We start from the raw sequence: 24,598 nt of genomic DNA, 5'->3' as shown, positions 1-24,598 counted from the left end.
CTATTTAATTACGTTACGCCGGAGCTGACATGAAAACCAAACTTAACGAACTGCTTGAATTCCCTACTCCTTTTACTTACAAAGTTATGGGGCAGGCGTTACCTGAGCTGGTTGATCAGGTGGTTGAAGTGGTACAGCGCCATGCGCCAGGTGACTACACCCCAACGGTAAAACCAAGCAGCAAAGGCAACTACCACTCGGTATCTATCACTATCAACGCCACTCATATTGAGCAGGTTGAAACACTGTATGAAGAACTGGGCAAAATCGATATTGTCCGCATGGTTCTGTAACTCGCGTATTCTTTACCCGGCCCCTGGTCGGGTAACTCCCCTCTCCTCGCTGTGATATACTTTTCCCCCACTTTTACTCATTCTCCACGGAGATGCCGTTTTGTATCAGGATAAAATTCTTGTCCGCCAGCTCGGTCTTCAGCCTTACGAGCCAATCTCCCAGGCTATGCATGAATTCACCGATACCCGCGATGAAAGTACTCTTGATGAAATCTGGCTGGTCGAGCACTATCCGGTATTCACCCAAGGGCAGGCAGGAAAAGCGGAGCACATTTTAATGCCGGGCGATATTCCGGTGATCCAAAGCGATCGCGGTGGGCAGGTGACTTATCACGGGCCGGGGCAACAGGTGATGTATGTGTTGCTTAACCTGAAACGCCGTAAACTCGGTGTGCGTGAACTGGTGACCTTGCTCGAGCAAACAGTGGTGAATACCCTGGCTGAACTGGGTATAGAAGCACATCCTCGGGCTGACGCGCCTGGTGTCTATGTCGGGGAAAAGAAAATTTGCTCACTTGGTTTACGTATTCGGCGCGGTTGTTCATTCCACGGTCTGGCATTAAACGTCAATATGGATCTTTCGCCATTTTTACGTATTAATCCTTGTGGGTATGCCGGAATGGAAATGGCTAAAATATCACAATGGAAACCCGAAGCGACAACTAATAATATTGCACCGCGTTTGCTAGAAAATATTTTAGTGCTACTAAACAATCCCGACTTCGAATATATTACCGCTTAATTACATACATCAATGGCCCAATTTACACTGGGTCATTACTCATAATACCTGCTAATGCTTTACTTCTCCTTCGCGTTTGTATATTTTCTTTATCACTTGCAGAAATGCGATGCAATGCTTCGCTCCGTAACTCACCCCATTGATTAACTTATTGAAATAGTTGACTATGGTGAGCAAAAGCGTTCCATTCAAATTAGATATAAGATTATTGTAATTTTTTTAAATATTATTTTTCCATGAATAAAATTGGAGTAAGTGCGTGGATAGTAATAATCAAATTGAACCCTGTTTAAGCAGAAAGTCGTCAGAAGGTAAACCACAAATATTTACAACCTTACGAAATATTGATCTTAACCTTCTGACTATTTTTGAAGCTGTGTATGTGCATAAAGGGATCGTTAATGCAGCGAAAGTGCTTAATCTGACACCCTCGGCAATCAGTCAGTCTATTCAGAAACTGCGCGTTATATTCCCTGACCCATTGTTTATTCGCAAAGGCCAGGGCGTCACTCCTACTGCATTTGCAATGCATTTGCATGAGTATATCAGTCAGGGCCTTGAGTCCATTCTTGGCGCGCTGGATATCGAAGGAAGCTATGATAAGCAACGAACGATAACTATTGCGACCACCCCCTCGGTCGGAGCCCTGGTCCTTCCTGTCATCTATCGGGCGATTAAATCTCACTATCCGCAGCTTTTACTGCGCAACCCCCCCATCAGCGACGCGGAAAACCAACTCAGTCAGTTTCAAACCGATCTCATCATCGATAACATGTTTTGCACCAATCGTACGGTGCAACATCATGTTCTGTTCACCGACAATATGGTGTTAATTTGCCGCGAGGGAAATCCGCTACTCTCTTTAGAAGATGACAGAGAGACTATTGGCAACGCTGCGCATATACTCCTGTTACCGGAAGGGCAAAATTTCAGCGGTCTGCGGCAGAGAGTTCAAAAGATGTTTCCGGACCGGCAAATCAGTTTCACCAGCTACAACATTTTGACAATCGCTGCACTGGTTGCCAACAGTGACATGTTAGCGATTATTCCCAGCCGTTTTTATAACCTGTTTAGCCGTTGCTGGCCGCTGGAAAAACTGCCTTTTCCGTCCTTAAATGAGGAGCAAATAGATTTCTCTATCCACTACAACAAATTCAGCCTGCGTGATCCCATCCTGCACGGGGTAATAGATGTTATCCGTAATGCATTTTGAAAAAGTATTGTTACAGCCAGATCACAGCGTAGAACGAAAAAATGGCACAATCCAACAACAATTTTACATTTTCGCGACCGCTTTGGCTGCTTTCAGGTCCGTTTCAATGATATACTGCCAGTCGTTAATTCAAAAATAGTTGATAATTACAACAATCTATTGAATTGAAACGCTTTCCTTCGTAATTCGCAACTGGAACACGCACGCTATGAGTAAACCCATTGTGATGGAACGCGGTGTTAAATACCGCGATGCCGATAAGATGGCCCTTATCCCGGTTAAAAACGTGGCAACAGAGCGCGAAGCCCTGCTGCGCAAGCCGGAATGGATGAAAATCAAGCTTCCAGCGGACTCTACACGTATCCAGGGCATCAAAGCCGCAATGCGCAAAAATGGCCTGCATTCTGTCTGCGAGGAAGCCTCCTGCCCTAACCTGGCGGAATGCTTCAACCACGGCACAGCAACGTTTATGATCCTCGGCGCTATTTGTACCCGCCGTTGTCCGTTCTGTGACGTTGCCCATGGTCGCCCGGTAGCTCCGGATGCCAATGAACCAGTGAAACTGGCGCAGACCATTGCCGATATGGCGCTGCGTTATGTGGTTATCACCTCCGTTGACCGTGATGACCTGCGCGATGGCGGTGCCCAGCACTTTGCGGATTGCATTACTGCCATTCGGGAAAAAAGCCCGCAAATCAAAATTGAAACTCTGGTGCCGGATTTCCGCGGTCGTATGGATCGTGCTCTGGATATTCTGACCGCCACACCACCAGATGTGTTCAACCATAACCTGGAAAACGTACCGCGTATTTACCGTCAGGTACGGCCTGGTGCAGATTACAACTGGTCGCTGAAGCTGCTGGAACGCTTTAAAGAAGCGCATCCGGAAATCCCGACCAAGTCTGGTCTGATGGTGGGTCTGGGTGAAACCAATGAAGAAATTATTGAGGTAATGCGCGACCTGCGCCGTCATGGTGTGACGATGCTAACGCTGGGGCAATATTTGCAGCCAAGCCGCCATCACCTGCCGGTTCAACGTTACGTTAGCCCGGATGAGTTCGACGAAATGAAAGCCGAAGCGCTGGCGATGGGCTTTACCCATGCTGCATGCGGTCCGTTTGTCCGCTCGTCTTACCACGCCGATTTGCAGGCGAAAGGGATGGAAGTTAAGTAATCCTGTAATAATTACTTACATCTGTCTGATAAAAAACCCGCTGTTTGAAGCGGGTTTTTTGTATCGAACAAGATATTGAGGGAGCGTCCTGCTCGCCACGTCACTCTTTATGAGAGAGCTTTTCAGCCTGAAGATCAACGTCTGCGCCTTTTTTCGCCGCAGCATCGTCATCATTCATCGCCTTCTTGAACCCTTTAATGGCCGCTCCAAGGTCTCCACCCAGCGTACGTAACTTCTTAGTCCCAAACAGCAGAACGACCAGCGCCGCAACTACCAGCAGTTTGGTAATACTAATCTCACCCATAGATACCTTCTTGACATATAACCGGCAACAGAACGCGCCTTAAAAACCAGAGAATATTAACGGTCATTCGACGCGCGCACACAATAGCAATCTGTAACAAGGTGAATCAAGCGCCGAGTAAAAAAACATCATAATAATTGCGGCGGCGCAAAGCGACGGTTGTTTAAGACGGGCAGTTGCGCGCGCACCTGACGCACACGTTCGGGCGTCACTTCCGCCATAATGAGTGCAGGCATTTCTGACGCTGCCGCAATGGTGACGCCAAAGGGATCTATAATCCGGCTTTGCCCGATATTTTTGTTCCCGCACTCCCCCGCCGCCACCATATAACAGGTGGTATCCAGCGCACGAGCGGCAAGCAACGTTGACCAGTGATGCTCTTTGAGCGGCCCGCGAACCCAGGCGGCAGGAAGTACCAGGATTTCAGCTCCCTGTAATGCCTGTGCCAGCGCCAGCTCTGGAAAGCGTAAGTCATAACAGGTCATCAGACCGACCTTCATCCCTTCCACCTCCAGTAACGGAGCTATTTCATTACCAGCATCAACATGGCGTGATTCCTGAATGGCAAATGCATCATAGAGATGCAGTTTGGCGTAACGGGCGACGATGTTTCCTGCCTGTAGCGCCACCAGCATATTCCATGCGCGCCCCGGCGTTGAAGGAACATGAATCGTCAGAATTGTCGTCATCATGTTACGTTTACTTTCTCGCCGTAAACGTCCGAGAAATTCGCCTTCCAGCAGCTGTGCTGATTTAACCGATAGATCTGCATCATGATCATCACGCGCCAACAATGCTTCCGGCAGGACAAACAGCGAAACGTCGTTTTCCGCCGCCTGCGCCATCAACGAGGCACAAATCTCAGCGTTCTTTTCCCACACAGATGTAACAGCAAACTGTCCTGCGGCAACCAGCATTGCCACCTCCTCCTGTCAGAGTCGTAAAATTCGCCAACGGCGATTATTCGGCGTTACACTTATCACTCATACAAATCAAATAGCAGGATTTTGCAGTGTTACAACTTCTTTTAGCAGTTTTTATTGGCGGTGGTACGGGAAGCGTGGCGAGATGGCTGTTAAGTATGCGATTTAACCCGCTGCATCAGGCGATTCCGATGGGGACGCTGGCTGCAAACCTGATTGGGGCATTCATCATAGGAATGGGATTCGCCTGGTTTAGCAGGATGACGAACATTGATCCAGTGTGGAAAGTATTAATCACCACCGGATTTTGTGGCGGTCTAACAACCTTCTCAACATTTTCGGCAGAAGTGGTGTTTTTGTTACAAGAGGGCCGCTTTGGCTGGGCATTACTGAACGTTTTCGTCAACCTTCTGGGGTCTTTTGCCATGACCGCACTGGCTTTCTGGCTGTTTTCGGCCTCAACCGCACACTAAAGACCAAAAAAAACCCGCTGATTAAGCGGGTTTTGAATTCTTGCTGACGTATCTTACAGAGCGATTACGTTTGCAGCAGAAGGGCCTTTGGCACCGTTAGTGATTTCGAACTCTACGCGCTGACCTTCAGCAAGAGTTTTAAAACCATTAGTCTGGATTGCAGAGAAGTGTACGAACACGTCTTTGCTGCCGTCTTCCGGAGTAATGAAACCGAATCCTTTGGACTCATTAAACCACTTAACGTTACCTTTAATCTTAGACATCAAAATTACCTTTACATGAAAAATAGACACAAATGCTGTGTCGGTTACCAGTACACCAATTGTGGTACGCTTTGTCCAGTGCAACTTTACTAAAAAGTGATAAAAGTCGCGTTATTTTTGATGTTAATTATTTTAGTCATTGATTTTAAAGAAGTTACTAAAATTTCATTTGTCTCAAAACTGAAAGCGCATCCAGGCAAAGTACACATTGCCATTGTTATAGGTACCCGGAATGTAGGTCATCTGAAAAGTCACTGGACCATAACCCACAGAGGCCAATGGCAGTAGAACCGGGAGAGGGATGTAATTCCAGTTATCGCGTGCCGTTACGCCAGCGGTGAATCCCAGTCCTAAATGAAAATTGTCATCCGCCAGCGGTCGCCAGGTACTTTCCCATCCGTATCCGGCAATCGGTTCCCATTTGTTCCACGAGTCCTTAAATGCCATGGCATACAGGCCATGCCAGTTTCCTTTTTCATCCCAACGCGACTGACCAAAACCGCCCCCCCACGGTCGCTCGTTATAGCGATCGGTTTTTTCTTTGTCGTAAGCGAAACGAGCATGCCAGGTGATGGCAGGAATATATAAATCATAATGTTCAGGCTGTTGCCAGGTTTGTGTAATATTTTCTCCAAACGTTGTCATCCACTCATCTGCGTTAGCTAAAACTTTACCAACGCTGATTAACTGAATAAAAACAAAGGAAAATATAGAGACATATTTACTCACGTTCATTTGTGACCATAAAACATTTATCAAAAATCTACTATTAGCATAGCAAAGATACAATTAACATAACCTTAATAGCCCCAACATAAAGAATAATCTGAATAGCTGCTCTATTTATTTCCGCTTGTTTAAGTTAAATATTTCCGCGCATCGATTAAAGATGATGCGTCGTTTTCTGCGATGGGAATAGTCAAAAAAGAAAAACCAAGTCTTTTTTGATGACAAAATGCAATCAAGGAAAAATTATTTTATTTTTTAACTAGATACAACAATCATCTTAACGAAGTATATAATATATATCGTCAACCCATGCTCATGGTAGATTATTTTATGAGCACACAACCGCAGCTAACACCATTGCAATTAACAAATTTGCATCAATCCACCATCAATTTACACACATTATTATGTGATAATTGCCAACCGCTAAATATGCGTTTTGTTATCTATGTATAAAAACAGCAACTTCAATGTCTTAATGGCAGTTTTTCTTGATTTTAATCAGCATTCACCGCCAATTTATTGGGCATATTTTTTCCTTAAGCTTTAGGAATTTTTTATTATTTACCTTGGGGCCTGGAGACAGGAAAAATTATGCTGACATTCATTGAACTCCTTATTGGGGTTGTGGTTATTGTGGGTGTAGCTCGCTACATCATTAAAGGGTATTCCGCCACCGGCGTGTTATTTGTCGGTGGCCTGTTATTGCTGATTATTAGTGCCATTATGGGGCACAAAGTGTTACCGTCCAGCCAGGCTTCAACAGGCTACAGCGCCACGGATATCGTTGAATACGTTAAAATATTGCTAATGAGCCGCGGCGGCGACCTCGGCATGATGATTATGATGCTGTGTGGCTTTGCCGCTTACATGACCCATATCGGCGCGAATGATATGGTGGTCAAGCTGGCGTCAAAACCATTGCAGTATATTAACTCCCCTTACCTGCTGATGATTGCCGCCTATTTTGTCGCCTGTCTGATGTCTCTGGCCGTCTCTTCCGCAACCGGTCTGGGTGTTTTGCTGATGGCAACCCTGTTTCCGGTGATGGTAAACGTTGGTATCAGTCGTGGCGCAGCAGCTGCAATTTGTGCCTCTCCAGCGGCGATTATTCTTGCACCGACTTCAGGGGATGTGGTGCTGGCGGCGCAGGCTTCCGAAATGTCGCTGATTGATTTCGCCTTCAAAACGACGCTGCCTATCTCGATTGCTGCGATTATCGGCATGGCGATTGCCCACTTTTTCTGGCAACGTTATCTGGATAAAAAAGAGCACATCTCTCATGAAATGTTAGATGTCAGTGAAATCACCACCACTGCCCCTGCGTTTTACGCCATTCTGCCGTTCACGCCGATCATCGGAGTACTGATTTTTGACGGCAAATGGGGTCCGCAATTACACATCATCACAATTCTGGTGATCTGTATGCTGATTGCCTCCATTCTGGAGTTCATTCGCAGCTTTAATACTCAGAAAGTGTTCTCGGGCCTGGAAGTGGCTTATCGCGGGATGGCAGATGCGTTTGCTAACGTGGTGATGCTGCTGGTTGCCGCTGGGGTATTCGCTCAGGGGCTTAGCACCATCGGCTTTATTCAAAGTCTGATTTCTATCGCCACTTCGTTTGGTTCGGCGAGTATCATCCTGATGCTGGTATTGGTGATCCTGACAATGCTGGCAGCAGTCACGACCGGTTCAGGCAATGCGCCGTTTTATGCGTTTGTTGAGATGATCCCGAAACTGGCGCACTCTTCCGGCATTAACCCGGCGTATTTGACTATCCCAATGCTGCAGGCGTCAAACCTCGGTCGTACCCTGTCACCCGTTTCTGGCGTAGTCGTTGCGGTTGCCGGGATGGCGAAAATCTCACCATTTGAAGTCGTAAAACGCACCTCGGTGCCGGTGCTTGTTGGGCTGGTGATTGTTATCGTTGCTACAGAGCTGATGGTGCCAGGAACGGCAGCCGCGGTAACAGGCAAGTAAATAGTCATGCCGGAGGCAAGCTTCCTCCGGCTTTATCATGTCACCCACTGTGGTATATGCGTTGCGGTCTGCCAACTTTGCCGTGAACAATTTCAGCAATAATCAGATGGCGGCTGGCGTAATATTCAAGATAACGTCTGGCAGTGGTGCGGCTGATAGTCAGTGCCTGCGCCACCGTTTCTGCCGTATGTTGCACACCAGGCTCTTTAAACAGTTTTCGCACCGCGTTTAGCGTCAAGGGGTCAATGCCGGTCGGCAGTTCGTCTTTGGGTTCACCGCGAGCATAGGCATTAAACATCTCATCGATTTGCTTCTGGCTGGCGCTATCAATACTTTCCAGCATATGTTTACGCTGGCGGAAACGGGTTAGCGTTTGCCCCAGCCGTTCATAGGCAATTGGCTTAATGAGATAATCAAATACACCACAACGTACGGCTTCAGACACCGTTTCCATATCACTGGCTGCAGTGGTAAACACCACGTCGCCGGGATAATGCGCCTGCACCAGTTCATGCAGTAAATTAATCCCTCTACCGTCAGGAAGATAGTTATCGAGCAAGATTAGCCCCGGCTTAAAACGCTCGATCATCATTCGGGCCTGCGCCAGGTTTCCCGCCAGTAATATCTGACTGAATCCGGGAATGTGACGAATATATTCCGCATGCATCTCTGCCAGCGGCGTTTCGTCCTCAACGATCAATAGGGTTAATGGAGCTGTCATTAGGTTTCACTTTCGGAATATAGATTGAAAATAAGGTACCGCAGGGATCATTATCTTCGAGAGTGATAACACCACCGCAGCGCGTTACGTAGCTGGCAATCAAGTACAACCCAATGCCATGTTCGCCGGGCTCGTCAGCACGCGTACTGACACCCTGCTCAAATATTTTGTCTCGTAGAGACTCTGGAACGCCGCAGCCCTGATCGGCGACTTCAATCACCACATCATCGCCTTCATCGCTGAGGAATAATTCAACGATCTTGTTTCCTTCATCGCTACGCAGGCTGGCTTCGAAGGCGTTATCAAGTAAATTGCCAATAATGGCTGCAAACTCGGTGCTGTCCAGTCCTGGCGGCAGTTGCGAAAGCTGACTTCCGGGGACGATGACCATTTTTAGCCCCAGTTCGCGGGCGCGCTGCACTTTACCAAAAAGCAGCCCCGCCACCTGGCGATCGGCAAACGCCTCGCGCAGGCTATCAATAAGCTGTTGCTGGGCCTGAGACTCCCCCTGCACCATCGCCAACACGCGATCATACTCTTTCATCTGCAACAGACCATTGAGCGTCGACATCCAATTGAGATGCTCGTGTCGCAATGTGCGCAGGCTCTCGACGTATTGTTTAATTTGCGTCAGTTGTGCATTGAGGGTGGATATTTCGTCTTTACTACGAAAGCTGATAATGGCCCCCAGCAAATCATCACCAGAACGAATAGCTTCCCGGTTGGCAATAACGCTCAGACCGTTAAAGTTCGCCACCACATCCTGACGTTTTTCATCAATCTGTTCGGTAAAGAAATCGGCGGGCCTGACCACTTCAGCAATGGGTTTACCCAACCATTGCCGTCCGGGGGAACTTAGCCCCAGCATCTTTCTTGCGTTACGATTGATGGCGGTAATGTAACCGTGCGGATCCACCGCAATCAGCCCTTCATAAACCGAACTAAACAGCGCCTCTTGCTGACGGACCACGCGTGCGATTTGCTTTGGCTCCATGCCCATCATTTGCCGACGGATATGCGCGGCCAGGAACCACGACAGCAACATCAGAATCCCTAACAGCACGACAAACACGCCAGCCATCGGTAATAAAAACTCAGCCCGCCAGCTATCGATTTTACTCACCAGGTAGCCAATCGACACCACGCCGATGACTTTTCCATCGTCATCAAAGATTGGCGTTTTGGCACGCATCGCCATGCCAATTGACCCTTTCCCGGTGATAAAGTAGCTCTCCCCTTTCTCCAGCGCGCCCGGTTTGGTGAACTGCATAGGATAACCAATTTTCTCCGGATTAGGATGGTAAAGACGAATCGAGTGCCGATCGCCAATCACGACATAATCGAAATCAGTATCTCTTTGTAATTTGTCAGCGATGGTCGCCAACCTCTTGTAGTCACGCGTTTTCACTGCGCTGATGATACTGTCATTAGAAGCAATAATTTTTGCCTGATTCATTGCCATGTCGCGCACATGAAGCGTTAAATAGTCCTCAAAACTGGCCGTAAAATATTGCGCCAGGGCTGCAATGACAAATATTGAGAACACCAGAATCAGCAAAAAGATACGCAGCGGAAATGCCAGTCTTTGGAAAAATGCAAACTGTTTATTCTCGTTAAGCTGCAACATTGTTTTCCTTGCGGGTTGTCCCGAGCCTCTTTGACGGATGTAATTAAAATGTTGAATCAAAATACATAGATATTAAATATAATCGTGGCAAATTTTATTCATTAAATCAATTAAATCACTTAAACCTGCGGGTCATTTCGTAATTACATTAATTAAAAAACTTAAAACCATTAAATAAATAAAAAACCACTAACTCTATGTGAAATAAATCAAAATTTCACGCTGCAATACTCCTTAGGATGTATAGCGAAAGGAGAAAAAGATATACCTCGATCGCCCCCCTTTCTCCCAAGTGAAAATAAAAGGTTATCAATTTGCAACATCGAACAACATTCGTTGCAAATCGATAACAACATGCACCTTCAGGATACTATTTATTATGTTCGGCAATGATATTTTCACCCGTGTAAAACGTTCAGAAAATAAAAAAATGGCGGAAATCGCCCAATTCCTGCATGAAAATGATTTGAGCGTTGACACCACAGTCGAAGTATTTATTACCGTAGCCCGCGATGAAAAGCTTATCGCGTGCGGTGGAATTGCCGGAAATATTATTAAATGCGTTGCTATCAGTGAATCCGTTCGCGGTGAAGGACTGGCGCTGACATTAGCCACTGAATTGATAAACCTCGCCTATGAGCGGCACAGCACGCATCTGTTTATTTATACCAAAACCGAATACGAGGCGCTGTTCCGCCAGTGCGGTTTTTCCACGCTGACCAGTGTACCCGGCGTGATGGTGCTGATGGAAAACAGCGCCACGCGACTGAAACGCTATGCCGAATCGCTGAAAAAATTTCGTCATCCAGGGAACAAGATTGGCTGCATTGTGATGAACGCCAATCCCTTTACGAATGGTCACCGTTATCTGATTCAACAGGCTGCAGCACAGTGCGACTGGTTGCACCTGTTTTTAGTTAAAGAAGATTCTTCACGCTTTCCCTATGAAGACCGGCTGGATCTGGTGTTAAAAGGCACCGCCGATATTCCACGCCTGACTGTGCATCGCGGCTCCGAATACATCATCTCCCGCGCTACGTTCCCTTGCTACTTCATTAAAGAACAGAGCGTCATTAACCATTGTTACACCGAAATTGATCTGAAGATTTTCCGTCAGTACCTCGCTCCCGCGCTGGGTGTAACTCACCGCTTTGTCGGTACTGAACCCTTTTGTCGCGTTACCGCCCAGTACAACCAGGATATGCGCTACTGGCTGGAAACGCCGACTATCTCCGCACCGCCCATCGAACTGGTTGAAATTGAGCGGCTGCGTTACCAGGAGATGCCGATATCCGCTTCCCGGGTACGTCAACTGCTGGCGAAAAACGATCTCACGGCTATCGCGCCGCTGGTCCCTGCAGTCACGCTGCATTATTTGCAGAACCTGCTTGAGCACTCCCGCCAGGACGCGGCAGCTCGTCAAAAGACCCCCGCATGAGAAACAGGTGAAAAATGAAAATAAACCAGCCCGCCGTTGCAGGCACCCTTGAGTCTGGGGATGTGATGATACGCATCGCCCCACTCGATACGCAGGATATCGACCTGCAAATCAACAGCAGCGTTGAAAAACAGTTTGGTGATGCCATTCGCACCACCATTCTGGACGTTCTCGCCCGCTACAACGTGCGCGGCGTACAGCTGAATGTCGATGACAAAGGCGCACTGGACTGCATTTTACGTGCACGACTGGAAGCCCTGCTGGCACGCGCCAGCGGTATCCCGGCTCTGCCATGGGAGGATTGCCAATGATTTCCGCTTCGCTGCAACAACGTAAAACTCGCACCCGCCGCAGCATGTTGTTTGTGCCTGGTGCCAATGCCGCGATGGTCAGCAACTCATTCATCTACCCGGCTGATGCCCTGATGTTTGACCTCGAAGACTCCGTAGCATTGCGTGAAAAAGACACCGCCCGCCGCATGGTTTACCACGCGCTGCAACATCCGCTGTATCGCGATATTGAAACCATTGTGCGTGTAAACGCGCTGGATTCCGAATGGGGTGTCAACGACCTGGAAGCCGTCGTTCGCGGTGGTGCGGACGTTGTGCGTCTGCCGAAAACCGATACCGCTCAGGATGTTCTGGATATCGAAAAAGAGATCCTGCGTATCGAAAAAGCCTGTGGTCGTGAACCCGGCAGTACCGGCTTGCTGGCGGCGATTGAATCTCCGCTGGGCATTACCCGCGCAGTGGAAATTGCTCACGCTTCCGAGCGTTTGATCGGTATCGCCCTCGGTGCAGAAGACTATGTGCGCAACCTGCGTACAGAACGCTCCCCGGAAGGAACTGAACTGCTGTTCGCTCGCTGCTCCATTTTGCAGGCCGCGCGATCTGCGGGTATTCAGGCGTTCGATACCGTCTATTCTGACGCAAACAACGAAGCCGGATTCCTGCAAGAAGCCGCCCACATCAAACAGCTGGGCTTTGACGGCAAATCGCTGATCAACCCGCGTCAGATTGATCTGCTGCACAACCTCTACGCACCGACCCAGAAAGAAGTGGATCACGCCCGCCGCGTCGTAGAAGCCGCTGAAGCCGCCGCTCGCGAAGGCCTCGGCGTGGTTTCCCTGAACGGCAAGATGGTGGACGGTCCGGTTATCGATCGCGCCCGTCTGGTGCTCTCCCGTGCAGAACTTTCCGGCATCCGCGAAGAATAAGGCAATCAAAATGACGCAGAAAATTGAACAATCTCAACGACAAGAACGGGTAGCGGCCTGGAATCGTCGCGCTGAATGCGATCTTGCCGCTTTCCAGAACTCGCCAAAGCAAACCTACCAGGCTGAAAAAGCGCGCGATCGCAAACTGTGCGCCAACCTGGAAGAAGCGATTCGTCGCTCTGGTTTACAGGACGGCATGACGGTTTCCTTCCATCACGCTTTCCGTGGCGGTGACCTGACCGTCAATATGGTGATGGACGTCATCGCGAAGATGGGCTTTAAAAACCTGACTCTGGCCTCCAGCTCCCTGAGTGATTGCCATGCGCCGCTGGTAGAACACATTCGCCAGGGCGTGGTTACCCGCATTTATACCTCTGGCCTGCGCGGTCCACTGGCGGAAGAAATCTCCCGTGGTCTGCTGGCGGAACCGGTGCAAATCCACTCTCACGGCGGACGTGTGCATCTGGTACAGAGCGGCGAACTGAATATCGACGTGGCTTTCCTTGGCGTCCCGTCCTGTGATGAATTCGGTAATGCCAACGGCTACACCGGTAAAGCCTGCTGCGGCTCCCTCGGCTATGCAATGGTTGATGCCGACAACGCAAAACAGGTCGTGATGCTTACCGAAGAACTGCTGCCTTATCCGCATAATCCGGCAAGCATTGAGCAAGATCAGGTTGATCTGATCGTCAAAGTTGATCGCGTTGGCGATGCTGCAAAAATCGGCGCTGGTGCTACCCGTATGACCACTAACCCGCGCGAACTGCTTATTGCCCGTAGCGCTGCGGATGTGATTGTTAACTCTGGCTACTTCAAAGAAGGTTTCTCCATGCAGACCGGCACCGGCGGCGCATCGCTGGCGGTAACCCGTTTCCTGGAAGACAAAATGCGTAGCCGCGATATTCGCGCTGACTTCGCCCTCGGTGGTATTACCGCAACGATGGTTGATCTGCACGAAAAAGGTCTGATCCGCAAACTGCTGGATGTGCAGAGCTTTGACAGCCACGCTGCACAATCGCTGGCCCGTAACCCCAATCACATCGAAATCAGCGCCAACCAGTACGCTAACTGGGGTTCAAAAGGTGCATCGGTTGATCGTCTCGACGTGGTGGTACTGAGCGCGCTGGAAATTGACACCCAGTTCAACGTTAACGTGCTGACCGGCTCTGACGGCGTACTGCGTGGCGCTTCCGGTGGTCACTGCGATACCGCGATTGCCTCTGCACTTTCCATCATCGTCGCACCGCTGGTACGCGGTCGTATTCCGACTCTGGTGGATAACGTGCTGACCTGCATCACCCCGGGCTCCAGTGTCGATATTCTGGTCACAGACCACGGTATCGCAGTTAACCCGGCACGTCCGGAACTGGCAGAACGTCTGCAGGAAGCGGGGATCAAAGTGGTTTCTATTGAGTGGCTGCGTGAACGTGCGCGTCTGCTGACCGGTGAACCACAGCCGATTGAATTCACCGACCGCGTCGTTGCCGTTGTGCGTTACCGCGATGGCTCGGTGATCGATGTTGTGCATCAGGTGAAGGAATAAGCCATGCACCTGCTTCCTGAACTCGCCAGCCACCATGCGGTGTCAATTCCCGAGCTGCTCGTCAGCCGGGATGAAAGGCAAGCACGGCAACACGTCTGGCTCAAGCGCCATCCTGTTCCACTGGTCTCCTTTACCGTGGTTGCGCCTGGGCCGATTAAAGACAGCGAGGTCACACGCCGAATTTTTAATCATGGCGTGACAGCCTTGCGTGCCTTAGCCGCAAAACAGGGCTGGCAAATTCAGGAGCAGGCTGCACTGGTTTCCGCCAGCGGGCCGGAGGGCATGTTGAGCATTGCCGCCCCGGCTCGCGACCTCAAGCTCGCCACCATTGAGCTTGAACATAGTCATCCTCTCGGGCGGTTATGGGATATCGATGTCCTGACACCCGAAGGCGAAATTCTCTCCCGCCGCGACTATTCACTGCCGCCTCGCCGCTGCCTGTTGTGCGAGCAAAGCGCAGCTGTTTGCGCGCGTGGAAAAAACCATCAACTGACCGATTTACTCAACCGCATGGAGGCGCTGCTGAACGATGTCGATGCCTGCAACGTCAACTAAAACCACAAAGCTTGCGACGTCATTAATCGATGAGTACGCCCTGCTGGGCTGGCGCGCCATGCTGACTGAAGTCAATCTGTCACCGAAACCAGGCCTCGTGGATCGGATTAACTGCGGTGCGCACAAAGATATGGCGCTGGAAGATTTTCACCGCAGCGCGCTGGCGATTCAGGGCTGGTTACCCCGTTTCATTGAATTTGGTGCCTGTAGTGCTGAAATGGCACCAGAAGCGGTACTCCACGGATTACGCCCAATTGGTATGGCTTGCGAAGGTGATATGTTCCGCGCCACTGCGGGCGTAAACACCCATAAAGGCAGCATTTTTTCTTTAGGGCTACTGTGTGCGGCAATTGGCCGTTTGCTTCAACTCAACCAGTCGGTAACGCCAATAACCATTTGTGCGACGACGGCAAGTTTCTGCCGTGGCCTGACCGATCGCGAACTGCGTACCAATAATTCACAACTGACGGCAGGTCAACGGTTGTACCAGCAGCTAGGCCTTACCGGCGCACGCGGTGAAGCCGAAGCAGGTTACCCACTGGTGATCAACCACGCCCTGCCGCATTACCTCACTCTGCTGGATCAGGGGTTAGATCCTGAACTGGCATTGCTCGATACCTTACTCCTACTGATGGCGATCAACGGCGATACCAACGTTGCATCGCGCGGTGGCGAGGGGGGCCTGCGCTGGCTACAGCGCAAGGCGCAAACATTATTGCAAAAAGGGGGCATCCGAACCCCCGCCGATCTCGATTATCTCCGGCAGTTCGACAGGGAGTGTATCGAACGAAATCTCAGTCCAGGCGGCAGTGCCGACCTGCTGATCCTTACCTGGTTTTTAGCACAGATTTAATTATTTAAGCACTTGATAAATTTGGAAATATTAATTTTCGGAGAACCCGTATGTCTTTAGCAAAAGATAATATATGGAAACTATTGGCCCCACTGGTGGTGATGGGCGTCATGTTTCTTATCCCTGTCCCTGACGGTATGCCACCGCAGGCATGGCATTACTTCGCTGTGTTTGTGGCAATGATTGTCGGCATGATCCTCGAGCCAATTCCGGCAACAGCGATCAGTTTTATTGCGGTTACTATTTGCGTTATTGGCAGTAATTACCTTCTCTTTGATGCCAAAGAATTAGCTGACCCAGCGTTTAATGCGCAAAAACAGGCGCTGAAATGGGGTCTGGCTGGTTTTTCCAGTACCACGGTATGGCTGGTATTTGGCGCATTTATTTTTGCATTAGGGTATGAAGTTTCCGGGTTAGGTCGTCGCATTGCCCTATTCCTGGTGAAATTCATGGGCAAACGCACGCTGACGTTGGGTTATGCGATAGTCATTATCGACATTCTGCTGGCGCCGTTTACACCGTCTAATACTGCGCGTACCGGGGGTACGGTTTTCCCGGTCATTAAAAACTTGCCGCCGCTGTTTAAATCATTCCCGAACGATCCGTCCGCGCGTCGTATTGGCGGCTATTTGATGTGGATGATGGTCATTAGTACCAGTCTGAGTTCGTCCATGTTTGTCACCGGTGCGGCACCAAACGTGCTGGGTCTGGAGTTCGTCAGCAAAATTGCCGGCATCCAGATTAGCTGGTTGCAGTGGTTCCTCTGCTTCCTGCCGGTTGGCGTTATCTTACTTATCATTGCGCCGTGGCTTTCCTACGTGCTTTACAAACCGGAAATCACACACAGTGAAGAAGTAGCAACCTGGGCGGGTGATGAACTAAAAACCATGGGTGCGCTGACACGCAGAGAGTGGACGCTGATTGGCCTTGTATTGCTCAGCTTAGGTTTGTGGGTATTTGGCAGTGAAGTCATTAATGCTACTGCGGTAGGTCTGCTGGCAGTTTCGCTGATGCTGGCGCTGCACGTTGTGCCGTGGAAAGACATTACTCGCTATAACAGCGCATGGAACACGCTGGTCAACCTGGCAACGCTGGTTGTTATGGCGAATGGCCTGACCCGTTCTGGCTTTATCGACTGGTTCGCCAACACGATGAGTACGCACCTGGAAGGCTTCTCACCAAATGCAACGGTGATTGTACTGGTTCTGGTGTTCTACTTTGCCCACTACCTGTTTGCCAGCCTGTCTGCGCACACCGCAACCATGCTGCCGGTTATTCTGGCCGTCGGTAAAGGTATTCCGGGCGTACCAATGGAACAACTGTGTATCCTGCTGGTGCTGTCTATCGGTATCATGGGCTGTCTGACGCCGTATGCAACCGGTCCTGGGGTGATTATTTACGGCTGCGGCTATGTGAAATCAAAAGATTACTGGCGACTTGGTGCAATCTTCGGGGTGATTTACATCTCTATGTTGCTGTTGGTTGGCTGGCCGATTCTCGCCATGTGGAACTAATACGTTCGCCAAACGCTGAATAAATCATCACGCCCGCCAGGTAAGCCCACCTGGCGGGCTTTTTTATGATTTAATAGATAGTATTCAGTGTATGTATGAGTTCCACACCCATTATGAAAGCATTCTGGCGTAACGCCGCGTTGCTCGCGGTTTCTCTGCTTCCCTTCTCTTTTGCCAACGCCGTGGCGTTGCAGGCAAAACAGTATGGCGATTTTGATCGCTATGTCCTGGCCCTCTCCTGGCAAACCGGATTTTGCCAGAGTCAACACGATCGAAATCGTAACGAACGAGATGAATGTCGCCTGCAAACCGAAACGACCAACAAAGCTGATTTTCTGACCGTACATGGTCTATGGCCTGGATTGCCTAAATCGGTTGCTGCCCGTGGTGTTGATGAACGCCGCTGGATGCGCTTCGGTTGCGCTACTCGCCCAATCCCGAATCTGCCAGAAGCACGCGCCAGCCGGATGTGTTCATCGCCGGAAACTGGGTTATCACTGGAAACGGCAGCTAAACTAAGTGAAGTCATGCCAGGAGCTGGCGGACGTTCCTGCCTGGAACGCTACGAATATGCCAAACACGGCGTCTGCTTTGGTTTTGATCCGGACGCTTACTTCGGCACGATGGTACGTCTGAATCAAGAAATTAAAGAGAGCGAAACCGGAAAATTTCTTGCGGATAACTATGGTAAAACAGTGAACCGCCGTGATTTTGATGCCGCCTTTGCCAAAAGCTGGGGAAAAGAGAACGTGAAAGCCGTTAAGCTAACGTGCCAGGGTAACCCTGCGTATTTGACTGAAATTCAGATTTCAATCAAAGCTGACGCCATCAACGCTCCGCTTTCTGCAAACTCATTCTTGCCGCAACCACACCCAGGCAACTGTGGCAAAACCTTTGTGATTGATAAAGCGGGTTATTAATCATCTGATGTACAAAACACGCTAATTCGTCTTCCATAAACCATGACGATTAAGATTTATACATAATGCGCTGCATTGAGGAATTCCCTGAATGTGATGCAAATCACTTCAAAGAGTGAGCAACAGTCAGTATCATCATGTGAGTTAAACCCTCGCCGCCTGACGGTGAGGGTTTTCTTTTGGGTATGTTTATCTGCGACACTCGCAGTACCGACGACATGGAGTAAAAATGTCCAGACCAACTATCATCATTAACGACCTGGATGCCGAACGCATCGATATTCTGCTGGAGCAACCTGCCTATGCTGGTTTGCCAATCGCCGACGCGTTAAACGCAGAGTTGGATCGCGCCCAAATGTGTTCGCCAGAAGAGATGCCACACGACGTGGTGACAATGAACAGCCGGGTTAAATTCCGCAATCTTAGCGATGGCGAAGTGCGTGTGCGCACGCTGGTCTATCCGGCTAAAATGACTGACAGCAATACTCAGCTTTCTGTTATGGCTCCGGTAGGTGCCGCACTGCTGGGGCTGCGCGTTGGCGATTCCATTCACTGGGAACTTCCGGGCGGCGTTGCAACCCACCTTGAAGTGCTGGAACTCGAATACCAGCCAGAAGCTGCTGGCGACTACCTGCTTTAATCCCATCTGCACAAGCGATAACTCGCTTTGCCCAGAGGATGCACTCGCATCCTCTTTCCGCTCAAATATCAACCAGATTTATCATTTTGCTCTTAAGCACAGCATTCTAATCTGAACTGGTTATTCATCTGCGGAACCCCATATGAGCGAAGCTCTCAGTATCACTGCGTTTTATATATTCATAGCAGCTATTATTGTTGCTGCAGTGCTATACCTTGAACAACGCTGGTAGTACCTGGTTTTATTTATTTTCCAGATCAATCGCAAATTCAGATCGAATCAGCCTCGCAAATCATAGATTCATAATCAATAATGTGCTGTTATGTATACATGCAAAAACAAGGAGAGAATGCTTATGTACAAAACAATCATCATGCCAGTGGATGTTTTCGAAATGGAATTGAGCGACAAAGCTGTTCGCCACGCTGAATTCCTCGCCCAGGATGACGGAGTTATTCATCTACTTCACGTACTACCGGGGTCAGCCAGCCTGAGCCTGCACCGTTTTGCCGCTGATGTACGTCGTTTTGAAGAGCATCTGCAACATGAAGCAGAAGAACGTTTGCAAACGATGGTCAGCCACTTCACCATCGATCCTTCCCGCATTAAACAACATGTCCGTTTTGGTAGCGTGCGGGATGAAGTCAATGAGTTGGCAGAAGAACTGGGGGCTGATGTTGTCGTTATCGGTTCGCGCAACCCATCGATTTCGACCCATCTGTTAGGTTCTAACGCCTCAAGCGTTATCCGCCACGCCAATCTGCCGGTGCTGGTCGTTCGCTAATAGATAAAAGTATTTATGTCGCCCTGCCCGGAGCCATCCCGGCGGGGCTTTTTATTGCAATAAAAAAGCCGCCAGGTTTGACTCCGGCGGCTAAGCAATTGCAGGTGAATCTTACTTCTTCTTATGCAGTTTTGGTGCGAATCAGGTAGTCAAAAGCACTCAGAGAGGCTTTGGCACCTTCGCCAGTGGCGATGATGATCTGCTTGTACGGAACCGTCGTACAGTCACCCGCTGCGAACACGCCTTTGACGTTGGTTTCGCATTTCGCATCAATGATAATCTCGCCCATGCGGTTACGTTCGACTGCGCCTTCGAGCCAGTTGGTGTTCGGCAGCAGACCAATCTGGACGAAAATACCGGCCAGTTCGATGTTGTGAATATCGCCGCTGACACGATCGCGATATTCCAGACCAACAACTTTGCTGCCGTCGCCTTTCACTTCCGTGGTTTGCGCATTCAGAATAATGTCGACGTTTTTCAGGCTGCGCAGTTTGTCCTGCAGAACCTGGTCGGCTTTCATTTCTGGCGCAAATTCCAGCAGAGTTACGTGCTCAACGATACCCGCCAGGTCGATTGCCGCTTCCACGCCGGAGTTACCACCGCCGATAACCGCTACGCGTTTGCCTTTAAACAGCGGGCCGTCGCAGTGCGGGCAGTAGGTCACGCCTTTGGTGCGATACTGATCTTCACCCGGAACGTTCATGTTACGCCATTTTGCACCAGTCGCCACGATAATGCTGCGTGCTTTCAGTACCGCGCCGGAAGCTGTTTCAATCTGATGCAGGCCGCCTTCAACTGCTGCCGGGATCAGTTTGCTGGCGCTCTGGCTGTCGATCACATCAACGTCGTATTCATCAACGTGAACTTTCAGTGCACCTGCCAGTTTTTGGCCTTCGGTCTTCGGTACAGAAATGTAGTTTTCGATATCAACGGTATCGAGGATCTGACCACCAAAACGTTCGCCCATCAGACCGGTACGGATGCCTTTACGTGCGGAATAAATTGCCGCCGCTGCACCCGCCGGGCCGGAACCAACGATTAATACGTCATAAGCGTCACGCTTGTTCAGCTCTTCTGCCGCACGTTTTTCTGCGCCAGTATCAATTTTGGCGACGATTTCGGAAATAGTCATGCGGCCCTGACCAAACTCTTTCCCGTTTACGAACACTGCCGGAACGCCCATCACGTTGCGATCGGTGATTTCGTTCTGGAAGGTGCCGCCGTCAATTGCCGTATGCTTGATGCGCGGGTTCAGTACGCTCATCAGGTTCAGCGCCTGCACCACGTCCGGGCAGTTGTGGCAAGAGAGCGAGTAATAGGTTTCGAATTCAAAATCACCGTCAATATGGCGAATCTGCTCCAGCAGAGACTGCGCTTCTTTCGACGGATGACCACCGGTCCACAACAACGCCAGTACCAGCGAGGTGAACTCGTGGCCCAGCGGGGAACCTGCAAAACGTGGCCCCTGGTTGGAACCTGGGTTAGTGATCAGGAAAGACGGCTTACGCACCGGCAAGCTGTTATCTTCTTTAAAGGTGACTTTGTCTGACAGTTCTGCGATTTCAGCCAACAGTTCCTTGATTTCTGCCGATTTAGCGCTGTCATCCAGCGTGGCAATTAACTCAACAGGCTTGGTCAATTTCTCAAGGTAAGCCTTGAGTTGAGTTTTCATATTTGTGTCGAGCATGTTTATCTCCTGGGCTTTAAACATCATCATGCAAGCGGCCTCTGCGGCTACCTGAATGCAGCTTGCATCATGGTGCGGGGAAGAAAATCGGGTGCCGCAGCACCCGAAGAATTAGGTGAATTTCCGAAGTATTTCGCGCCGGAGTTGGTAGCGCGAAAGACGAAGGAAATTTAGATTTTACCAACCAAGTCCAGGGATGGAGCCAGAGTTGCTTCACCTTCTTTCCATTTAGCCGGGCAAACTTCACCTGGGTGAGAAGCCACGTACTGTGCTGCTTTGATTTTACGCAGCAGGTCAGACGCATCACGGCCAATGCCTTCAGCGGTAACTTCGATTGCCTGGATGATACCCTGCGGGTCAACAACGAAGGTTGCACGGTCAGCCAGACCTTCATCTTCACGCATGTTGTCGAAGTTACGGGTCAGGGCGCCAGTCGGGTCGCCGATCATCGCATATTTGATTTTAGCGATAGTTTCAGAGCTGCTGTGCCATGCTTTGTGGGTGAAGTGAGTATCGGTAGATACTGCGTATACATCTACGCCCAGTTTCTGCAGTTCTTCGTAGTGGTCAGCAACGTCACCCAGTTCGGTCGGGCATACGAAAGTAAAGTCAGCCGGGTAGAAGAAGAAGACGCTCCAGCGGCCTTCGGTATCTTTTTCGGTGATTTCGATGAATTCGCCGTTTTTGAATGCCTGGTTTTTAAAAGGTTTAATTTTGGTGTTAATCAAGGACATCTATACTTCCTCCGTGTTTTCGATGAGATGTAAGGTAACCAATTTTTGCCGATTCGGCTAATGCGTTTCCATTATCAAATCGATAAGTTTTACCTTACAACCGTCGTAAGACAACTTTGTGAACTTTGCACCGCCAGTGGCGATAAAAAGTAAAATGGGCCCCCTTTCCAGGTGACCGTGTAATCTGAACTACCCTTTGGTATCTTCAGCGCCTGCCTGCAGGCTGTGGTGTTGCCCTTACAAATGCAACAACGACATGGATTACAACACCCTCATAAACAAAGGGCAATCACCTGATCTAAGCTCTTACCTATGACAGTGATAGGTTATGCCTTTTACTCCATTTTTGCACTGACTGAAAAGGACAAATTAATGTTAAAAAAGATACTTTTACTGGCTCTGCTTCCTACAATCGCCTTTGCAGAGGAACTTCCTGCTCCGGTAAAAGCGATTGAAAAACAGGGCATTAAGATCATCAAAACGTTCGATGCCCCCGGCGGAATGAAAGGTTATCTCGGCAAGTATCAGGATATGGGCGTCACCATCTACCTGACTCCAGATGGTAAGCACGCTATCTCTGGTTACATGTACAACGAGAAAGGTGAAAACCTGAGTAACATGCTTATCGAAAAAGAAATTTATGCGCCAGCCGGACGCGAAATGTGGCAACGGATGGAACAATCGCACTGGCTCCTCGACGGTAAAAAAGACGCGCCAGTCATAGTCTACGTTTTCGCCGATCCGTTCTGCCCATATTGTAAACAGTTCTGGCAGCAGGCGCGCCCGTGGGTTGATTCTGGCAAAGTACAGTTGAGAACATTGTTGGTTGGGGTTATCAAACCAGAAAGTCCGGCGACAGCCGCGGCAATTCTGGCCTCTAAAGATCCCGCAAAAACCTGGCAAGAATATGAAGCCTCTGGCGGCAAACTTAAGCTAAATGTGCCTACAAACGTAAGTGCAGAGCAAATGAAAGTGTTAAGCGACAACGAGAAACTCATGGACGATCTGGGGGCAAATGTCACACCGGCTATCTATTACATGAGTAAGGAAAATACGCTGCAACAGGCCGTGGGGTTGCCCGATCAGAAAACGCTTAATATCATTATGGAAAATAAATAGAAGATAATTCATGGGTGGTTGAAATACATCCTTGCTTTTCAACCATTCTAAAAACGCATGAATTGCTTCTTCCCCTCCAGACAACTGTGTTACTTTAGAAAAACTTAATCCAGAGTTAAGTAATAAAACATAACAAATATAAATAAAACAGTAGAATCATTGATTACAAGAATGATTTATGGACAAGATAATATAACGGAGTATGTTATGGCTAATCTTTATGATTTAAAAAAATTCGACCTCAATTTACTGGTCATATTTGAGTGCATTTATCAACACCTCAGCATTAGCAAAGCAGCAGAATCATTATATATAACGCCATCTGCCGTTAGTCAGTCGTTACAACGTTTACGCGCGCAATTTAATGACCCGTTATTCATCCGCTCAGGGAAAGGTATCGCGCCGACTACAACAGGGTTAAATCTGCATCACCATCTTGAGAAAAATCTCCGAGGCCTTGAACAAACGATCAATATCGTTAATAAGTCTGAGCTGAAGAAAAATTTTATTATCTACGGTCCTCAGCTTATTTCTTGTAGTAATAACAACATGCTAATCCGCTGTCTAAGACAAGATACTTCAATCGATATAGAATGCCATGACATACTGCTTTCAGCTGAAAACGCTGAAGAATTGTTAGTTCAACGCAAAGCTGACCTGGCAATTACACTGCAACCAGTAATTAGCCGCTCTGTCATCTGCATGCCGGTACATACTATTCGCAATTCTCTTATATGTAGCAACAAACATCCTCGTATTACCGATACCAGTAACTATGAACAAATTATCGCCGAAGAATTCACCTTGTTGATATCTAAATCAGCAGGGATTGACGAAATTCAAATGGACATAGATGAACGTTTTATGAACCGTAAAGTTTCATTTCGCAGTTCTTCTTTGTTGACGATAATTAATAGTATTTCTGTTACTGACTTATTGGGCATTGTGCCCACCGAACTGTACGATTTACATCGTGATTTTTTGAAGTTACAAGAGATAAAACTGGAACGACCACTTCCTACGGTTAAACTTTATATTTCCTATAACAAGGCTTCGTTGAACAACCTTGTCTTCTCACGATTCATAGATCGTTTAAATGATAGCTTCTGATTTATTACCACGGATAAATGTTATATTACGCATCAATTGATTC

Annotated in this window: 27 protein-coding genes; 19 read left to right on the top strand and 8 right to left on the bottom strand. The window is 48.9% G+C overall.

Annotated elements, in window-relative coordinates:
- The first annotated feature begins 29 nt into the window (after positions 1-29).
- The 4 genes from ybeD to lipA all read left to right on the top strand — a co-directional run bounded on the left by ybeD (position 30) and on the right by lipA (position 3,422).
- Positions 30-293: a DUF493 family protein YbeD gene (gene ybeD, locus BGE37_RS18625; RefSeq protein ID WP_000850550.1), complete on the top strand. Its 264-nt coding sequence runs from the start codon at positions 30-32 to the stop codon at positions 291-293.
- Positions 294-393: 100 nt separating this feature from the next.
- The gene (gene lipB / locus BGE37_RS18620) at positions 394-1,035 is read left to right on the top strand and encodes a lipoyl(octanoyl) transferase LipB (protein ID WP_000284041.1); all 642 of its coding nucleotides are present in this window, start codon (positions 394-396) and stop codon (positions 1,033-1,035) included.
- 259 nt (positions 1,036-1,294) lie between these two features.
- A complete protein-coding gene (locus BGE37_RS18610) occupies positions 1,295-2,248 on the top strand; it encodes a YbeF family transcriptional regulator (RefSeq protein ID WP_105277475.1) in 954 nt (317 codons plus the stop codon).
- Between the two features lie 208 nt (positions 2,249-2,456).
- Positions 2,457-3,422 (top strand): lipoyl synthase, encoded by a 966-nt coding sequence (lipA, locus tag BGE37_RS18600; protein ID WP_000042632.1) that lies wholly within the window; start codon positions 2,457-2,459, stop codon positions 3,420-3,422.
- A 100-nt stretch (positions 3,423-3,522) separates the two neighbouring features.
- On the opposite strand, the gene tatE is transcribed toward lipA, so the two are convergent.
- Together tatE and BGE37_RS18590 are read right to left on the bottom strand one after the other, a co-directional pair.
- Positions 3,523-3,726 (bottom strand): twin-arginine translocase subunit TatE, encoded by a 204-nt coding sequence (gene tatE, locus BGE37_RS18595; protein ID WP_000503931.1) that lies wholly within the window; start codon positions 3,724-3,726, stop codon positions 3,523-3,525.
- A gap of 128 nt (positions 3,727-3,854) precedes the next feature.
- On the bottom strand, positions 3,855-4,643 hold the full coding sequence (locus BGE37_RS18590; protein ID WP_001305561.1) for a deaminated glutathione amidase: 789 nt from the start codon (positions 4,641-4,643) through the stop codon (positions 3,855-3,857).
- A 95-nt stretch (positions 4,644-4,738) separates the two neighbouring features.
- Between BGE37_RS18590 and crcB the strand changes: the two genes are divergently transcribed.
- A complete protein-coding gene (gene crcB / locus BGE37_RS18585) occupies positions 4,739-5,122 on the top strand; it encodes a fluoride efflux transporter CrcB (protein ID WP_032183608.1) in 384 nt (127 codons plus the stop codon).
- Between the two features lie 53 nt (positions 5,123-5,175).
- Here the strand turns inward: crcB and cspE are convergent, their stop codons facing one another.
- Together cspE and pagP are read right to left on the bottom strand one after the other, a co-directional pair.
- On the bottom strand, positions 5,176-5,385 hold the full coding sequence (cspE, locus tag BGE37_RS18580; protein ID WP_000034825.1) for a transcription antiterminator/RNA stability regulator CspE: 210 nt from the start codon (positions 5,383-5,385) through the stop codon (positions 5,176-5,178).
- A gap of 174 nt (positions 5,386-5,559) precedes the next feature.
- Complete coding sequence (gene pagP, locus BGE37_RS18575) at positions 5,560-6,120, bottom strand: lipid IV(A) palmitoyltransferase PagP (protein ID WP_032183607.1); 561 nt, start codon at positions 6,118-6,120, stop codon at positions 5,560-5,562.
- Positions 6,121-6,708: 588 nt separating this feature from the next.
- On the opposite strand from pagP, the gene dcuC reads away from it, so the two are divergent.
- The gene (gene dcuC, locus BGE37_RS18565) at positions 6,709-8,094 is read left to right on the top strand and encodes an anaerobic C4-dicarboxylate transporter DcuC (RefSeq protein WP_000955057.1); all 1,386 of its coding nucleotides are present in this window, start codon (positions 6,709-6,711) and stop codon (positions 8,092-8,094) included.
- A gap of 40 nt (positions 8,095-8,134) precedes the next feature.
- Here the strand turns inward: dcuC and dpiA are convergent, their stop codons facing one another.
- Together dpiA and dpiB are read right to left on the bottom strand one after the other, a co-directional pair.
- Positions 8,135-8,815 carry a two-component response regulator DpiA gene (dpiA, locus tag BGE37_RS18560; protein WP_072616967.1) on the bottom strand — a complete coding sequence of 227 codons (681 nt, stop codon included), beginning with the start codon at positions 8,813-8,815 and terminating at the stop codon, positions 8,135-8,137.
- Positions 8,784-10,442 carry a sensor histidine kinase DpiB gene (gene dpiB / locus BGE37_RS18555; RefSeq protein ID WP_105288311.1) on the bottom strand — a complete coding sequence of 553 codons (1,659 nt, stop codon included), beginning with the start codon at positions 10,440-10,442 and terminating at the stop codon, positions 8,784-8,786. Before dpiB ends, dpiA begins: the two co-directional genes overlap by 32 nt.
- A 379-nt stretch (positions 10,443-10,821) precedes the next feature.
- Here dpiB and citC point away from each other — a divergent pair, with 379 nt between their 5' ends.
- The 11 genes from citC (at position 10,822) to uspG (ending at position 19,905) form a co-directional block, all read left to right on the top strand.
- Positions 10,822-11,880 carry a [citrate (pro-3S)-lyase] ligase gene (gene citC, locus BGE37_RS18550; protein ID WP_105288310.1) on the top strand — a complete coding sequence of 353 codons (1,059 nt, stop codon included), beginning with the start codon at positions 10,822-10,824 and terminating at the stop codon, positions 11,878-11,880.
- A gap of 14 nt (positions 11,881-11,894) precedes the next feature.
- A complete protein-coding gene (citD, locus tag BGE37_RS18545) occupies positions 11,895-12,191 on the top strand; it encodes a citrate lyase acyl carrier protein (protein WP_000700703.1) in 297 nt (98 codons plus the stop codon).
- Entirely contained in the window at positions 12,188-13,096 is a 909-nt protein-coding gene (gene citE, locus BGE37_RS18540; protein WP_000622357.1) for a citrate (pro-3S)-lyase subunit beta, read from the top strand. The genes citD and citE overlap by 4 nt, the downstream gene beginning before the upstream one ends.
- Before the next feature lie 10 nt (positions 13,097-13,106).
- A complete protein-coding gene (gene citF, locus BGE37_RS18535) occupies positions 13,107-14,639 on the top strand; it encodes a citrate lyase subunit alpha (RefSeq protein WP_000192245.1) in 1,533 nt (510 codons plus the stop codon).
- 3 nt (positions 14,640-14,642) lie between these two features.
- The gene (citX, locus tag BGE37_RS18530) at positions 14,643-15,194 is read left to right on the top strand and encodes a citrate lyase holo-[acyl-carrier protein] synthase (RefSeq protein WP_000550421.1); all 552 of its coding nucleotides are present in this window, start codon (positions 14,643-14,645) and stop codon (positions 15,192-15,194) included.
- Positions 15,169-16,047 carry a triphosphoribosyl-dephospho-CoA synthase CitG gene (gene citG, locus BGE37_RS18525; protein WP_105277471.1) on the top strand — a complete coding sequence of 293 codons (879 nt, stop codon included), beginning with the start codon at positions 15,169-15,171 and terminating at the stop codon, positions 16,045-16,047. Before citX ends, citG begins: the two co-directional genes overlap by 26 nt.
- Positions 16,048-16,097: 50 nt before the next feature.
- Complete coding sequence (gene citT, locus BGE37_RS18520) at positions 16,098-17,561, top strand: citrate/succinate antiporter CitT (RefSeq protein ID WP_000050328.1); 1,464 nt, start codon at positions 16,098-16,100, stop codon at positions 17,559-17,561.
- Positions 17,562-17,674: 113 nt separating this feature from the next.
- A complete protein-coding gene (gene rna / locus BGE37_RS18515; RefSeq protein ID WP_105288309.1) occupies positions 17,675-18,481 on the top strand; it encodes a ribonuclease I in 807 nt (268 codons plus the stop codon).
- A 229-nt stretch (positions 18,482-18,710) separates the two neighbouring features.
- A complete protein-coding gene (gene rnk / locus BGE37_RS18505) occupies positions 18,711-19,121 on the top strand; it encodes a nucleoside diphosphate kinase regulator (protein ID WP_000089731.1) in 411 nt (136 codons plus the stop codon).
- A 142-nt stretch (positions 19,122-19,263) separates the two neighbouring features.
- Positions 19,264-19,353: a small membrane protein YldA gene (yldA, locus tag BGE37_RS26020; RefSeq protein ID WP_349813939.1), complete on the top strand. Its 90-nt coding sequence runs from the start codon at positions 19,264-19,266 to the stop codon at positions 19,351-19,353.
- 123 nt (positions 19,354-19,476) lie between these two features.
- Positions 19,477-19,905, top strand: a complete 429-nt coding sequence (gene uspG / locus BGE37_RS18500; protein WP_000278505.1) for a universal stress protein UspG — start codon at positions 19,477-19,479, stop codon at positions 19,903-19,905.
- A 121-nt stretch (positions 19,906-20,026) separates the two neighbouring features.
- On the opposite strand, the gene ahpF is transcribed toward uspG, so the two are convergent.
- Together ahpF and ahpC are read right to left on the bottom strand one after the other, a co-directional pair.
- Positions 20,027-21,592 carry an alkyl hydroperoxide reductase subunit F gene (gene ahpF / locus BGE37_RS18495; protein WP_032183601.1) on the bottom strand — a complete coding sequence of 522 codons (1,566 nt, stop codon included), beginning with the start codon at positions 21,590-21,592 and terminating at the stop codon, positions 20,027-20,029.
- Positions 21,593-21,762: 170 nt separating this feature from the next.
- Entirely contained in the window at positions 21,763-22,326 is a 564-nt protein-coding gene (gene ahpC, locus BGE37_RS18490) for an alkyl hydroperoxide reductase subunit C (protein ID WP_000052796.1), read from the bottom strand.
- A gap of 372 nt (positions 22,327-22,698) precedes the next feature.
- Between ahpC and dsbG the strand changes: the two genes are divergently transcribed.
- Positions 22,699-23,445: a thiol:disulfide interchange protein DsbG gene (gene dsbG / locus BGE37_RS18485; protein ID WP_024212086.1), complete on the top strand. Its 747-nt coding sequence runs from the start codon at positions 22,699-22,701 to the stop codon at positions 23,443-23,445.
- Positions 23,446-23,652: 207 nt separating this feature from the next.
- Positions 23,653-24,555 carry a DNA-binding transcriptional repressor CitR gene (gene citR / locus BGE37_RS18480; RefSeq protein ID WP_024212087.1) on the top strand — a complete coding sequence of 301 codons (903 nt, stop codon included), beginning with the start codon at positions 23,653-23,655 and terminating at the stop codon, positions 24,553-24,555.
- Positions 24,556-24,598 lie beyond the last annotated feature (43 nt).

It is taken from the genome of Escherichia sp. MOD1-EC6300 (assembly GCF_002965045.1).
Lineage (GTDB): Bacteria > Pseudomonadota > Gammaproteobacteria > Enterobacterales > Enterobacteriaceae > Escherichia > Escherichia coli_F.
Note: the sequence above shows the minus strand (reverse complement) of the source record. Positions and strands in the feature narration are given on the sequence as shown.

Coding starts and splice junctions, on each gene's coding strand:
- lipA (WP_000042632.1), top strand. CDS start 2,457: ATGAGTAAACCCATTGTGATGGAACGCGGTGTTAAATACCGCGATGCC.
- citE (WP_000622357.1), top strand. CDS start 12,188: ATGATTTCCGCTTCGCTGCAACAACGTAAAACTCGCACCCGCCGCAGC.
- pagP (WP_032183607.1), bottom strand. CDS start 6,120: ATGAACGTGAGTAAATATGTCTCTATATTTTCCTTTGTTTTTATTCAG.
- BGE37_RS18590 (WP_001305561.1), bottom strand. CDS start 4,643: ATGCTGGTTGCCGCAGGACAGTTTGCTGTTACATCTGTGTGGGAAAAG.
- ybeD (WP_000850550.1), top strand. CDS start 30: ATGAAAACCAAACTTAACGAACTGCTTGAATTCCCTACTCCTTTTACT.
- rnk (WP_000089731.1), top strand. CDS start 18,711: ATGTCCAGACCAACTATCATCATTAACGACCTGGATGCCGAACGCATC.
- citX (WP_000550421.1), top strand. CDS start 14,643: ATGCACCTGCTTCCTGAACTCGCCAGCCACCATGCGGTGTCAATTCCC.
- dsbG (WP_024212086.1), top strand. CDS start 22,699: ATGTTAAAAAAGATACTTTTACTGGCTCTGCTTCCTACAATCGCCTTT.
- yldA (WP_349813939.1), top strand. CDS start 19,264: ATGAGCGAAGCTCTCAGTATCACTGCGTTTTATATATTCATAGCAGCT.
- rna (WP_105288309.1), top strand. CDS start 17,675: ATGAAAGCATTCTGGCGTAACGCCGCGTTGCTCGCGGTTTCTCTGCTT.
- citR (WP_024212087.1), top strand. CDS start 23,653: ATGGCTAATCTTTATGATTTAAAAAAATTCGACCTCAATTTACTGGTC.
- tatE (WP_000503931.1), bottom strand. CDS start 3,726: ATGGGTGAGATTAGTATTACCAAACTGCTGGTAGTTGCGGCGCTGGTC.
- ahpF (WP_032183601.1), bottom strand. CDS start 21,592: ATGCTCGACACAAATATGAAAACTCAACTCAAGGCTTACCTTGAGAAA.
- citG (WP_105277471.1), top strand. CDS start 15,169: ATGTCGATGCCTGCAACGTCAACTAAAACCACAAAGCTTGCGACGTCA.
- dpiB (WP_105288311.1), bottom strand. CDS start 10,442: ATGTTGCAGCTTAACGAGAATAAACAGTTTGCATTTTTCCAAAGACTG.
- cspE (WP_000034825.1), bottom strand. CDS start 5,385: ATGTCTAAGATTAAAGGTAACGTTAAGTGGTTTAATGAGTCCAAAGGA.
- uspG (WP_000278505.1), top strand. CDS start 19,477: ATGTACAAAACAATCATCATGCCAGTGGATGTTTTCGAAATGGAATTG.
- citT (WP_000050328.1), top strand. CDS start 16,098: ATGTCTTTAGCAAAAGATAATATATGGAAACTATTGGCCCCACTGGTG.
- citF (WP_000192245.1), top strand. CDS start 13,107: ATGACGCAGAAAATTGAACAATCTCAACGACAAGAACGGGTAGCGGCC.
- dpiA (WP_072616967.1), bottom strand. CDS start 8,815: ATGACAGCTCCATTAACCCTATTGATCGTTGAGGACGAAACGCCGCTG.
- citD (WP_000700703.1), top strand. CDS start 11,895: ATGAAAATAAACCAGCCCGCCGTTGCAGGCACCCTTGAGTCTGGGGAT.
- ahpC (WP_000052796.1), bottom strand. CDS start 22,326: ATGTCCTTGATTAACACCAAAATTAAACCTTTTAAAAACCAGGCATTC.
- citC (WP_105288310.1), top strand. CDS start 10,822: ATGTTCGGCAATGATATTTTCACCCGTGTAAAACGTTCAGAAAATAAA.
- dcuC (WP_000955057.1), top strand. CDS start 6,709: ATGCTGACATTCATTGAACTCCTTATTGGGGTTGTGGTTATTGTGGGT.